We start from the raw sequence: 13,327 nt of genomic DNA, 5'->3' as shown, positions 1-13,327 counted from the left end.
GTACTGAGGAGCATGACTATGAGTAAGCCTGCTTTCTCATTTGAATTTTTCCCTGCCAAAACTGATCAGGGACGTGAGAAATTACTGAGTACTTTTGATGAGCTAAATACATTGTCACCAACTTACTTTTCAGTGACCTATGGTGCTGGTGGCTCTACTCGTAGCCGCACCTTAGACATTGTGCAAGCACTAAGCACGCGCGGTGACACTGATATTGCACCGCATATGTCGTGTATCGGTGACGATAAAAGCGAAATTGCTGAGTTACTTGAGCATTATAAAAGCTTAGGTATCAACCGCCTTGTTGCACTCCGTGGTGATTTGCCATCGGGTCAAGTTGGTATGGGCGAGCTGCCGTTTGCGTTAGATTTAGTGAAGTTCATTCGTGAGCATTCAGGTGATCGTTTTCGCATTGAAGTGGCGGCTTACCCTGAAATGCATCCACAAGCACGAAGCTTTGAGTTCGATGTTGACAACTTAGTAAATAAGTTTCAAGCAGGCGCAAATGCAGCTATCACGCAGTTTTTTTATAATGCTGATAGTTATTTGTATCTGCGCGATACGTTAGAAAAACGTGGTATCAATACCATTGACCAGCCTTTGGTCGCTGGTATTATGCCAATCACCAATTCTAGCAACCTCATACGCTTTGCTGATAGCTGTGGCGCTGATATTCCCCGCTATGTACGTAAGCAGTTATTTGATTATGGTGATGACAGTAAAGCCATCCGTGAGTTTGGTTTTGACGTGGTCTACCGTCTGTGCGAGCGCTTGATTAGCGAGGGCGTGCCAGCCATGCATTTTTATAGCATGAATAAAGTTGAGCCAAATAAACGCTTGGTAGAAGCCTTAGGGTTGACTGCGTAAGCTTGCAATATATTGATACCTTAATGACTGGCGCTCTTAGGAGCGCCAGTTTTTTGTTGCCGTTATTATTTTTATCCATTGGCGACAGAAAAAATAATAAATGTAGGATATCACCTACCAACAATAATACCTTTACCTTCTGTAATGATATTCTGCTAAGATATTTGAGCATACTATTATTTAAAATATAGGACTAAGTGACTGTGCGACGTTTTTTTTATGCCATTAGTGATGACATCAATACCGATAAAGACACCCCCTACTCTCGGCTGGATGCTTTATCTATAGGTGCCAGTATTGAATTAACAGACAGTATTGTTCACCACTGGTGCCGTGTATTGAGAGCCAATGTTGGCGACCAAGGCATCCTATTTGATGGCTTTGGTGGTGAATACCAGGTGCAGTTGCAGACCATCAGTAAAAAACACGCCACTGCGACCTTACTTTCGCATTTGGCTGATGATCGAAGCAGCTCTGTCATGACCCAAATCGGCTTAGTCATGAGTCGTGGTGAGAGAATGGACTACGCCATCCAAAAATCCACTGAGCTTGGTGTTACTGCCATTCAGCTACTTAGTAGCCATCACGGCGAAGTCAATCTCAAGCCAGCACAAGTAGAAAAAAAGTTGGCGCATTGGCAACAAGTGGCGATTGCTGCTTGCGAGCAATGTGGACTCAATCGTCCGCCCCTTGTCATAGCACCTTTATCGATTGGGGATTGGCTGAGCAATCTATCTATTCATTCTTCGAATTTAGCGTCGGCTGTCAGCCCTATTGTCGCTGCGCTCAGCCAAGATCCTTATTATCAAGTGCTACAACACTCAGCAGATTTGCGGATGCAGCTCAGTGTACCTGCCGCAGGACAACCTGATATGCCTGAGTCGTTGCCTAAGATTTTGAAGCAACAGACGTCTTATATTCAGCTATTGATTGGTCCTGAGGGTGGACTTAGTAATGATGAATGTAAGCAAGCTCTTGAAACAGGTTTTGAGCCTTGGCAAATTGGTACAAGAGTTTTACGTACTGAGACAGCTCCAGTCGTTGCCCTTGCAACGATGCATGTTTTAAGTCTTTAACATGCCAGCGTCTCATACATGTAAATCCATTTCTGATTCACCTTTGACGTTATGAGTTCCATTATGACTGATTTCACGCCTATTTCTATCGCAGACAAGCAGCAACTACTCGCCACATTGTGCGAGCAACTAGAGGATGCTGTTTTTATTTTAGATGCAGATTTGCGTTATCTGGCCGTTAATGCCAGCTATGAGATGATTATTGGTTATAGTGAGACGTTTATACTAGGGCGGCCACTGGGTATTTACGCAGCAGAATTTTTATCAGAAGAAGAAAGAGTTGTCTTAAAAGACATTATCCAGCAATTAGATATCAATGGTTTTTATGAAAATGACTTCTCAATGCCAAACCGTTACGGACAGGTCATTGAATGCCATATGACGTATCGTAAAATCTGTATTGAGCAGAGAGTGTATTATGCTTGCATGGTACGTGATATATCTTCAATCGTTAAAGACCGAAAACAAGTCGCACACTTGCTCAATTATGACCAGATTACTGGCTTACCAAACCGCAAAGTATTTTTGAGTCAAACCAGCGATCTGTTGTTAGACAGCTATCAAGAAGTGGTCATTGTCCGTCTAAATATTGACCGCTATCGTAACCTTGCCAGCTTACTGGGTCCCGATGACATTAACACCTTGGTTGAAGATTTTGTCAGTCGTGTCAAAGATCTTAAATTGGACAACTTACACTGTTTTTCTCACTTTGGTGGTGATGATTTTGCTTTATTGTTTGAGTGTACTGACGCCAATTTGATACGGCATCAGCTAGACAGCTTAATGCAAATGTGTGAACGCCCTTTTTCATTAAACGGAAATACTACGACTGATACCAATATCTACTGTCATATTTCTGTCGGAGTCAGTTATTTTCCTGAAAACGGCGACGACTTAAAAGAGCTGCTGGCCAAAGCCGAAAAAGCTTTGCACTATGTCAAACAGCAAGGTGGTGATGACATTTGCTGGTATGACACGACTATCAATGAGGCAACTGATGACAGTTTACGACTAGAAGCAGAGCTAAGAGATGCTTTTAATGAAGGTCAGTTTATCCCTTATTACCAACCAAAGTTTGAACTAAAAACAGGTATCATTACAGGTTTTGAAGCCCTTGTACGTTGGCAGCATCCAACGCGTGGACTGCTAAAACCCCACCATTTTATCAATGCCATTATCAATAATCGGCTGTCGTTTGAGCTGTTCTCACAGATGGCCATTCAAATTGCTAAACAGCTCGCTATCTGGCGACAAAAAGGCTTTTGTCAGCACATTTGCGTCAATGCTGATGCCGCCGAATTTAGTCATCCTGATTTTTTTGACATGGTAAATCGTTTGCTCAAAGAGTACGCCATTTCTTCTCATCAATTTCATATTGAAGTCACTGAATCCTCTTTGATTCAGCGCCACTCTAATATCAGACAAAAACTTAATCTGCTCAAAGAGCTGGGCGTTTTTTTGGCCTTAGATGACTTTGGTACGGGCTATGCCTCTTTAAGCTATCTTCAAGAATATCCATTTGATTTTATCAAAATTGATAAGAGTTTTATCTCTAATATCACAACTGATCATATCCAGCGTGCAATTGTAAAAGCCATCTTAGACTTGGCTACTGCCCTTGACATGCAAGTAATTGCTGAAGGTATCGAGACTGAAGAACAGCGTGATGTGTTGTTAGACATGGGTTGTCAACAAGGACAAGGCTATTGGTTTGGCAAACCTGTGGCGGCGAACGTAGCAACTGAAATGCTGGTTAGGCAATACGCTTCTTAATCCACTCACGTCATCTCTTTTGTAATTTTTCAATAATTCTAATAATTTCAGTCATTTATACATCTATAATCTTCCCCCTTACCGTTGATTGCCCAATCGATGCAAGATAGGTTCATGACTTATCAGTGCTGTGACCAAACTTGTATAATCGCTTATGAAAGCCTATCTTTTATGATGAATTTGTTAGATTGAATCAAGTCATACGCCGACTCTGACAATTACCATTCTCTTCGATAAATACTGTAAATAATTGATAACTGCATCACTCAGCGTTACTGCCTATTTTTCATTTAGGCTCGCTAGATTGAAGTGGGCAACATCTGCGTACTGATTGATTGTGCAGTTATGTACCTACTATTGACTGGTATCAGTTATATTCTAAAAAGGACAGGAAGTTATGCAATACAAAGCACCCTTACGTGATATCCAATTCGTTATGCATGAACTACTTGATAGTGAAAGCCATTACAAAACCTTGCCCGCGTTTCAAGAAGCTGACCGTGAATTGATGGACAGCTTATTTGAAATGGCGGCAAGCTTCGCTGAAAACGAGCTGTCACCATTGAACCAAAGCGGTGATGCTGAAGGTTGTCAATTTAACAATGGCGTCGTGACTACCCCAAAAGGTTTTAAAGAAGCATATAAAGCGTTTTGTGAGCTTGGGTTCCCAGCTTTGTCTGCTGAAGAAGAATTTGGTGGTCAAAACATGCCATTTTCATTATCTACAGTCATCAATGAGATGGTTGGCACCGCTAACTGGTCATTTTCTATGTACCCTGGTCTATCGCATGGCGCTATTCAAACCATCGAGCACCATGGTACTGACGAGCAAAAACAAACGTATTTAGAAAAAATGGTCACTGGCGAATGGTCAGGCACCATGTGTTTGACTGAAGCCCATGCAGGTTCTGACTTAGGTATCATTCGTACCAAAGCTGAGCCTAAAGAAGATGGTACCTATAGCATCACTGGTCAAAAAATCTTTATTTCAGCAGGTGAGCATGATTTAACAGACAACATCATTCATATTGTATTGGCTCGTCTACCAGGCGCACCTGCCGGCACAAAAGGTATCTCACTGTTTATCGTACCCAAAGTCATGGTCAATGAAGACAACAGCTTAGGCGAAAACAATAGCGTGGTTTGTGGCTCTATTGAGCATAAAATGGGCATCAAAGCCTCTGCTACTTGTGTCATGAATTTCGATGGCGCAACGGGGTATTTGATTGGACCAGAAAACCGTGGTTTACAGTGCATGTTCACCTTTATGAACGTTGCTCGTATTGGTACAGCCGTTCAAGGTCTTACGGCTGCAGAGTATGCATTCCAAGGTTCACTGACTTATGCAAAAGATCGCTTAGCGATGCGCTCACTTTCAGGTGCAAAAGCGCCAGACAAAGTAGCAGATCCTATCATCGTTCACCCTGCCGTTCGCAACATGCTATTGACGGAAAAAGCCTTTGCAGAAGGTGGTCGTGCATTGGTTTATTACCTCTCACACTTTGCTGATACTGTGGCAAAAGGCGAAGGCGATGCGCTTAAGTTCGCTGACCAAATGTTGTCATTATTAACCCCCATTGCCAAAGCGTTCTTAACAGAAACTGGACTAGAAGCGGCAAACCATGGCGTGCAAGTATACGGTGGTCATGGGTTTATCAGTGAATGGGGTATGGAACAAAACGTCCGTGATACTCGCATCGCTTGTCTGTACGAAGGTACGACTGAAATCCAAGCACTGGATCTATTAGGCCGTAAAGTCTTGGGCTCACAAGGCAAGCTACTCGCAAATTTTATACAAATCATTCAAAAATTTTGTCAAGAAAACAAAGACAATGATGAGATGGGTCAATTCATTCGTCCACTTGCCAAGCATATCAAAGAATGGGGCGATCTAACGTCACGTATCGGTATGCAAGCCACTGAAAACCCAGACGCTGTCGGCGGCGCTGCAGTTGACTATATGTACTTCAGTGGTTATGTGACTCTTGCTTACCTATGGGCGCGTATGGCACTCGTTGCTCAAACGGCTATCGCAGATGGGACTGGCGAAAAAGCATTTTATGATGCCAAGATTAAAACAGCGCAGTTCTACTTCGCTAAGTTACTGCCACGCACCACAACACATGTACAGCGTATCAGTACGGGTGTTGAGCCATACATGAGTATGGACGTGGATCAGTTTGCTTTTTAATGAAGCGTTAGATACTTTTCATACTATATTTTATTGGCAACATACTTCGGTGTGTTGCCGATTTATTTTAGGCATCTCTTTAAAACAGCAGTAGTTCTAGTGTCTCTCACTATATTTGTTATTTTTATTTTTGAAAAAGCAGAATACTTCTGAGAGTAACTCTATTTATCAAAATATATTTTATTACTACAATAGCCACTGCCAACTTTTGGTGCACGCATAATTCACGAAGAAATACACCCGCCTACATGCTTATTTGCTAAACTTTGATTGTTAATCGCTAAGATTACTTCAAGAAAACAGTTGATAATCAGCTCAGTTGATAACTTTAGTGACTCCAATTTTATTCATTTGAACCAAAGGAATGTTTATGGCTGTTTATAATGCCCCTCTGAATGACATGCGCTTTATGTTAAAGGACGTCTTTAAAGCGCCAGAATTTTGGCAAAACAACGAAAACTTAGCGCATGTTGACATGGAAACGGTCGATATGATTTTGGAAGAAATGGCAAAACTGTCAAAAAACATTTTATTACCTATCAATCGTAGCGGCGACGAAGAAGGCGCAACTTTTGAAGGTAATGGCGTGGTCACCACCCCTACTGGATTTAAAGAAGCCTATAAGCAATATGCAGAATCAGGCTGGGTTGGTTTAAGTGGTAATGCTGAATACGGCGGTCAAGGTTTCCCCAAAATGGTCACCATGTTGACCGAAGAGATGGTATTCACGGCCAACCAATCGTTTGCGCTTTATCCAAACTTGACAGTTGGGGCCACGCTTTGTCTCAATGCAGCCGCTTCTGAAGAACAAAAACAGACTTATCTAGAAAAAATGTACAGTGGCGAATGGTCTGGCACTATGTGTTTGACAGAACCACATGCAGGTACGGATCTAGGTATCATCAAAACCAAAGCCGTCCCAAACGATGATGGTAGCTACGATATTTCTGGTACCAAAATTTTTATCACAGGCGGTGAGCACGATCTGACTGACAATATCATTCATTTGGTACTGGCAAAAACACCCAATGCGCCAGAAGGCTCAAAAGGCATCTCACTTTTTGTTGTACCAAAATTTTTGGTAAACGAAGACGGTAGCTTAGGCGCGCGCAATACGTTAGCCGTCGGTTCTATTGAGCACAAAATGGGCATCAAAGCCTCTGCTACGTGTGTCATGAACTTCGACAACGCTAAAGGCTGGATGGTTGGTGAAGAAAACACAGGTCTGTCATCAATGTTCATTATGATGAACTATGAACGTGTCACCATGGGCTTGCAAGGTCTTGGTGGCTCAGAGCTGGCTTATCAAAATGCAGCTTTATATGCCAATGACCGTGGTCAAGGACGCAGTGATACTCAGCTACAAAGCCCAGAAAAACCAGCCGATGCGATTATTCATCATGCTGACGTCCGCCGTATGCTATTAAACGCTAAAGCCAACACCGAAGCATCACGTTGTTTTGCGATGTATGTGGCCAAAAGCCTTGATGAAGAAAAATTTAGTACTGACCCTGAAGCTGCTCAAGCTGCTGCTGCGCGCGTTGCCCTACTCACACCAGTGGCTAAAGCCTTCTTAACAGACAAAGCACTTGAAGCCACCGTAGATTGCCAGCAAGTCTTTGGTGGGCACGGCTATATACGCGAATGGGGTATGGAGCAAATCGTTCGTGATACCCGCATTGCCCAGATTTATGAAGGCACAAACGGTATCCAAGCACTTGATTTGCTGGGTCGTAAAGTGGCAAAAAACAACGGCAAATATGTCATGCATTTCTTAGGTGAAATTCGTGATTTTGTGAATAATATGCAAGCCGATCATGGTATCAAACAAGCCACACTTGAGGCTGCAGATACGATTGAAGCTCTAACCAAAACGGTTCTTAGCAATATTGGTGAACGTAAAAACGAGATCAATGGTTGTGCAGTTGATTATATGCATGCCTTTGGTTACCTTGCTTATTCGTACATGTTTGCGTTGATGGTAGAGGCAGCCAACGGTAAAGAAGGTGATTTTTATACCAATAAAGCCAAACTTGCTGATTACTTCGTTGGCCGTATTTTGCCACGTATCGATGCGCATGCAAAAATGGTGCAAGCTGGTAGTGATCCAATGATGAATTTTGATCTTGATTATTTCGATGTTCCTGCTAGCTAAGTAGTTATTATCATCGATTTATAGTACCCTAATCAAAAGGACAGTGACGCTACTGTCTTTTTTTTTGTCAGAAGGATTTTTAGATTGGTTACGAAAAAATAACTGCTAACAAAATAATTAACCATCGATGCATGGTTATGATTAAAATAACGCAAGTAAAAGTGTCGCGTAGATTACATAGTTCAGTTCAAATGTAAATATTACCGAGTTTTTAGCAATGTTTGCCATTGCAACACATTATATAATGGTCAACACTTCGTTATAAAAACTACTGAAATAATCATAATAAAGGATGCGACGTGTCAGAATTAAAACGCATTTTACAGCAGATTACAGCACTGAGTGATGTGCCCGATCCTGCGGTACTCAAACGCTTAATAGATGAGCTGCGGGTGAGTGAAAAAGAAACCGCGTTAGCCAATGAAAAAATTCAGTCTTTGATTGATATTCTTCGTCAACATCCAGAATATGGAGATGGGTTATCAAGTTTTGTTTTAAAATTAATCATTCAATACCGTCAAATCTCACTCTATACTGATACTGGCATTATGTCAGATCAGGGGTTTTTTAACAGCTTACGTCGCTTAATTGGTCATCGATTTTTACCGTTATTACCTCAAGATGACTCCGTTGTCGAACTGGCCGGTTACTTGTTCAATAAGCGCTCTGATGAGAAGTGGCTTGCCAATATCGAGAAAGAAAAGTGGGATGAGCTGGTTTCATTAATCAGAGTAGAAGAAAAGCACTTAGACTTAGTTGCCACGGCAAAAAACAGCATTTTAAATGCGATTATTATCTTATCTTATCGAATCAGCGGTATTGGTTTACATCCTGATTTGATGGAGTCTTATCCGCAAATATTGAATTACTCTGCATCTTTTGTGGCTCAAAACCAAGAAGCGGTGCTGTTCGTCAATCAATATAGACAAGCACATGAACTCGATAGCTTGACGGATATTACACCTGAGCAGGCTGTCGATCCTGCTCCTTTATTAGTGATGGTTGAGCAGTGTGAAGATATTGTGGCCACTGTCCGAAAACGTATTTACAAGACAGGCATCTCTATTCGCCTGACTAATATGATGCTGCGATTGGATCAAAGCTTACAACGCATGCGCATCTTGACGGCGCTACTGACAGAAAGTCATCAAAACCGTGATCGTGCAGTGATTGAGCTGATTCAAACCCTGATTACGACTTCCAATCGCCGCTACAGTATTGGCTATTTGATCGATAACAATACCAAACTGCTCTCACGTAAAGTCACTGAAAACGCCAGTCGCGTTGGTGAACACTATATCAGTACTGATAGAGCTGGTTATCGCCAAATGTTCAAAAAGGCCTCTATCGGCGGGTTTGTCATCGCGTTTATGGCTACCTTGAAAATCATCACGTACCAGTTGGCGCTTGCACCCATGGGTCGCGCCTTCCTTAATAGTATGATTTATGGATTGGGTTTCGTATTTATCCATGTCATTCGAGGTACGGTGGCGACCAAACAGCCAGCGATGACAGCAGCAGCCATTGCCTCTACCATATCTGAAAGCTCTGGCAAGAAGTCTCATCAATTGACCAAACTGTCAGAGTTAATCGTCGATATTTTGCGTACTCAGTTTATTGCAATTATGGGTAACGTCATGCTAGCGATACCCGTCGCGCTCATCATCTCTTTTGCATGGTTGCAATATACAGGCGCGCCGATGATTGGGTCCGAAAAAGCAGGACACCTCCTTCATGACCTTGACCCGTTTCATTCACTAGCGCTCCCTCATGCTGCTATTGCAGGCGTGTATTTATTTTTGGCTGGTCTGATAGCTGGTTATTATGACAATTTGGCTGTTTATAACCATGTAGGTGCGCGTATTCAGCGCCACAGATTACTTAAAGCCATACTACCCGAGCCATGGCTTAAACGCTTAGGTGGGTTTGTAGAAGCCAACTTAGGCGCCATTATGGGCAACTTCTTATTCGGGGTATTCTTGGGTAGTACTGCCACTATTGGCTTTATATTTGGCTTACCAATTGATATTCGCCACATTGCATTTGCTTCAGCGAACTTGGCACATGGCCTATTTAACCTTTCTGCTGATCAAGTAAGCTGGAATGTCATTCTATTATCGATACTTGGCGTAGCGCTTATTGGTATGGTCAACCTTATTGTCAGTTTTTCGCTGGCACTGTTTGTTGCGTTACGCTCTAAAGAGGTTCGTTTCTTCGAATGGGGACGCCTCACAAAACTCATTTTTGGTCACATTATCAGTCATCCTTCTGACTTTTTTTGGCCACGTGACAAACCGATGAAGTACGCGCGTATTGATAGCCAAGGTCATATGATATTTGATGATAGTACCGCCGTACAAAAAGGTAGCAAGGCGATACCCAGTAACTATGTGGTGCGCCGCCTGTCTGATGTCAGAGTCATTCCTAAGTCTCAGCAAGCTAGCTCGCAAGGTTCGCAGACGAATACAGACATACATTATGACAATCAACCCAAAGGCGACGCTGTACAGACGCACACCTCACCCACAAAAGTCGTCGATCTTGATGACGGCTTGGTAGATGAAGAATTGAACAGCTCACCTTATACCGATGATATTCAGTATGATCAGGCGACCAAAACGCTAAACACTTCTAACAGTAATAATCCTGAACTGACTGATGATGAGGTAGAACCGACTGGTCTTGACAGTAAGGCGACAGGCGATGCCAAAACGCCATTGCCAAAACCTAAAAAACCACCAAAGTTGCCCAGTTAAAGAGGTAGCTTTGGTGGTTTACATAGAATGATGGTTAGCTCTTAGAAAGATCTAGCCATTAATTTTGAATGAGCCGTTATGGTTTTCACACTGCGCACTTGACGTTATGACTTCTTCATCACCCAGTCTATAAGCCAATAGGTAGTTGCCCCAGACGCAGCCACCATCAAGTGCTCGCGCATAAGGCAAATCAACCTCACCTTGCAGGGCTGCCCAATGACCAAACAGTATCTTACGCGAGCGTGGCACCTGCCATTCAAACCACGGTAAAAAATCTTCTGGCATAGGTTCACTCAAGGTGCCTGAGAAGCCAAACTCAAGCGTGCCATCCTGTTTGCACAGGCGCATGCGGGTAAAATAATTGGCAATGGCTCGCATTCTGGTAAAGCCTGTGATGCCTGAATGCCAGTCATCCGCTTTTTTACTATATAAGTTTGGCAACAATTCATCAAGCTGCTCTAAACTGCCTTGTAGCTGTGCCTGTAACTCTTTTGCATAGCCAGCGGCAGCCTCAATACTCCAGTGGGGTGGTATACCAGCATGCACCAATACCGTCTGTTCATCTGGATAAGCCAGTAATGGTTGATGTCTTAACCACTCAAGTAGCTCATCACAATCATCAGCCGCAAAAATCGGTGCCGTTTTATCTTTTTTCTTGAGTTTTGTCGCACCACGCCACACAGCAATCAAATTGAGATCGTGATTGCCAAGTACCGTTGCAGCGGCTCCTTGCTCACATAATTCCTTAACATCACGTAAGGTATTCAATGAGTCCTCTCCGCGTGCCACCAAGTCGCCAGCAAACCACAGCTTATCTTGACTGGGATCAAAATCCAGTGTTTCAAGTAATTGACAATAGGCAGCATAGCAACCTTGCAAGTCACCGATGACATACTGATGTCGAAAACTCATACTACCTCACAGGTTTAGAAATAATAAAAAACGAGCATCAAAGTTAAGCACAATAAACTTAAGCTCAGATGCGATTAGCAATAATACACAATTTATAAGAGAAGCACCTTGTCGTTATTAACGACTATTTACGCTTCTATCTGCTTTGCACGATTGCTTAGCGTCACAAAGTCTTTAACGCTTAAGGTCTCAGGACGAGCTTGTGGGTTGATATCGCAAGCAGCAAAGTCTTCTTCACTCATCGTCGGCAGTAGGGTCGAATTTTTAAAAATTGCTCGTAGTGTTTTGCGGCGATGGTTAAAGGTCTCACGTACCACAATGGCAAAATAATCCTCATCTTCTGCCACGACTGGCTTATCAATATGCGGCGTCAATCGAAAAACCGCACTGGTCACTTTTGGTGGCGGATTAAATGCGCCGCGTGGTACGGTCAGCAGATAATCGGTATCGCAATGATACTGCATGATGACAGACAAGCGACCATAGGTTTTGCTACCAACGTCGGCCGTGATACGCTCAACCACTTCTTTTTGCAGCATAAAATGCATGTCTTGAATCACATCGGCGAAGCTCAGCAAATGAAACAAGATCGGCGTAGAAATATTGTAAGGCAAATTACCCACCACACGAAGCTTACCGCGCTCTTCACTATATAGCTCACGGTAATCAACATGCATCGCATTGTCTTTGATAATGGTAAAGTTTGGATGACTATTGGCGCCAATCCGAATACGCAAGCTGTCTGCCAAATCTCGATCCAGTTCCACCACTGTCATGCCATCCACTTCTGCCAACAGTGGCTCAGTCAGCGCGCCCATACCTGGTCCAATCTCAATCAAATTATCATCACGTTCCAAACGAATACTATCGACAATTTGACGAATGACACTGGTATCATGCAAGAAGTTTTGACCAAAGCGTTTACGCGGTTGGTGTTTGGCAGCTTTTAAGCTGTTAGAAATAGATTGAGCATCGAACGTAGAGTTGGACATAAAAGAGTCTTAATGTATAAAGGATAAATGGGCAATAGCGCTGTAGCAATAAGGTGCTATTTTATAATGTCGAATTATACCACAGCTCATAATTGGGGCGTATTTTCGAGACATTTTATCTATAAACCATCCACAATTTAGCGCAACCGACATAGCAGATTTTTGTTTTTAAATCATTTACCATAATGTACCTTTATACGTTAACTCCTTTCTTTTTTGTCTTCTTGAATAAGTTGTTCACGTCGTAAGAATGCCCAATCAATTAATGCCTCCATTGACGGCCCTAAAGCAATGCCCATTTTAGTCAAATGATACTCAACCTTAGGTGGCACTTGCGGGTAAACCGTTCGCTCTACAATACCATCTTTCTCAAGTTGCTTAAGTTGTTGGATAAGCATTTTCTGATTTATGTCATCTATACGTCGCTCAAGCTCAGAGAACCGTAGGGGGCATTTTGCTGCAAACAGTTGACAGATAATCACCATTTTCCATTTCCCTTCTAGGACTCTAAGTGTCTCACTCGTTGCCGCAGCCCAAATAAGCTGTTGTTTCGGATCTTCACAGTGCCAATCTCGTTCACTCATATACTTACCTTTTGGTGTGTA

Annotated in this window: 9 protein-coding genes; 6 read left to right on the top strand and 3 right to left on the bottom strand. The window is 42.7% G+C overall.

The window, feature by feature from the left end:
- The first annotated feature begins 12 nt into the window (after window positions 1-12).
- The 6 genes from metF to CIK80_RS14160 all read left to right on the top strand — a co-directional run bounded on the left by metF (window position 13) and on the right by CIK80_RS14160 (window position 10,818).
- On the top strand, window positions 13-867 hold the full coding sequence (gene metF / locus CIK80_RS14185; RefSeq protein WP_179288403.1) for a methylenetetrahydrofolate reductase [NAD(P)H]: 855 nt from the start codon (window positions 13-15) through the stop codon (window positions 865-867).
- 203 nt (window positions 868-1,070) lie between these two features.
- A complete protein-coding gene (locus CIK80_RS14180; RefSeq protein WP_095570557.1) occupies window positions 1,071-1,943 on the top strand; it encodes a 16S rRNA (uracil(1498)-N(3))-methyltransferase in 873 nt (290 codons plus the stop codon).
- Between the two features lie 63 nt (window positions 1,944-2,006).
- On the top strand, window positions 2,007-3,716 hold the full coding sequence (locus tag CIK80_RS14175) for a GGDEF domain-containing phosphodiesterase (protein ID WP_257011790.1): 1,710 nt from the start codon (window positions 2,007-2,009) through the stop codon (window positions 3,714-3,716).
- Between the two features lie 397 nt (window positions 3,717-4,113).
- On the top strand, window positions 4,114-5,907 hold the full coding sequence (locus tag CIK80_RS14170; protein WP_095570555.1) for an acyl-CoA dehydrogenase C-terminal domain-containing protein: 1,794 nt from the start codon (window positions 4,114-4,116) through the stop codon (window positions 5,905-5,907).
- A gap of 370 nt (window positions 5,908-6,277) precedes the next feature.
- A complete protein-coding gene (locus tag CIK80_RS14165) occupies window positions 6,278-8,062 on the top strand; it encodes an acyl-CoA dehydrogenase C-terminal domain-containing protein (protein ID WP_095570554.1) in 1,785 nt (594 codons plus the stop codon).
- 299 nt (window positions 8,063-8,361) lie between these two features.
- Window positions 8,362-10,818 (top strand): site-specific recombinase, encoded by a 2,457-nt coding sequence (locus CIK80_RS14160; protein WP_095570553.1) that lies wholly within the window; start codon window positions 8,362-8,364, stop codon window positions 10,816-10,818.
- A gap of 51 nt (window positions 10,819-10,869) precedes the next feature.
- On the opposite strand, the gene CIK80_RS14155 is transcribed toward CIK80_RS14160, so the two are convergent.
- The 3 genes from CIK80_RS14155 to CIK80_RS14145 form a co-directional block, all read right to left on the bottom strand.
- Window positions 10,870-11,730 carry a symmetrical bis(5'-nucleosyl)-tetraphosphatase gene (locus CIK80_RS14155; protein WP_095570552.1) on the bottom strand — a complete coding sequence of 287 codons (861 nt, stop codon included), beginning with the start codon at window positions 11,728-11,730 and terminating at the stop codon, window positions 10,870-10,872.
- Window positions 11,731-11,858: 128 nt separating this feature from the next.
- Window positions 11,859-12,722 carry a 16S rRNA (adenine(1518)-N(6)/adenine(1519)-N(6))-dimethyltransferase RsmA gene (gene rsmA / locus CIK80_RS14150; protein ID WP_095570551.1) on the bottom strand — a complete coding sequence of 288 codons (864 nt, stop codon included), beginning with the start codon at window positions 12,720-12,722 and terminating at the stop codon, window positions 11,859-11,861.
- Between the two features lie 200 nt (window positions 12,723-12,922).
- A complete protein-coding gene (locus CIK80_RS14145) occupies window positions 12,923-13,306 on the bottom strand; it encodes a helix-turn-helix domain-containing protein (RefSeq protein ID WP_095570550.1) in 384 nt (127 codons plus the stop codon).
- Between the last annotated feature and the right edge of the window lie 21 nt (window positions 13,307-13,327).

Origin of the sequence: Psychrobacter sp. JB193 (assembly GCF_002285555.1) — a bacterium.
In the GTDB taxonomy this organism is placed as follows: domain Bacteria; phylum Pseudomonadota; class Gammaproteobacteria; order Pseudomonadales; family Moraxellaceae; genus Psychrobacter; species Psychrobacter alimentarius.
This window is presented reverse-complemented; position numbering and strand designations above follow the sequence as displayed.

Coding starts and splice junctions, on each gene's coding strand:
- CIK80_RS14165 (WP_095570554.1), top strand. CDS start 6,278: ATGGCTGTTTATAATGCCCCTCTGAATGACATGCGCTTTATGTTAAAG.
- CIK80_RS14170 (WP_095570555.1), top strand. CDS start 4,114: ATGCAATACAAAGCACCCTTACGTGATATCCAATTCGTTATGCATGAA.
- CIK80_RS14145 (WP_095570550.1), bottom strand. CDS start 13,306: ATGAGTGAACGAGATTGGCACTGTGAAGATCCGAAACAACAGCTTATT.
- rsmA (WP_095570551.1), bottom strand. CDS start 12,722: ATGTCCAACTCTACGTTCGATGCTCAATCTATTTCTAACAGCTTAAAA.
- CIK80_RS14155 (WP_095570552.1), bottom strand. CDS start 11,730: ATGAGTTTTCGACATCAGTATGTCATCGGTGACTTGCAAGGTTGCTAT.
- metF (WP_179288403.1), top strand. CDS start 13: ATGACTATGAGTAAGCCTGCTTTCTCATTTGAATTTTTCCCTGCCAAA.
- CIK80_RS14175 (WP_257011790.1), top strand. CDS start 2,007: ATGACTGATTTCACGCCTATTTCTATCGCAGACAAGCAGCAACTACTC.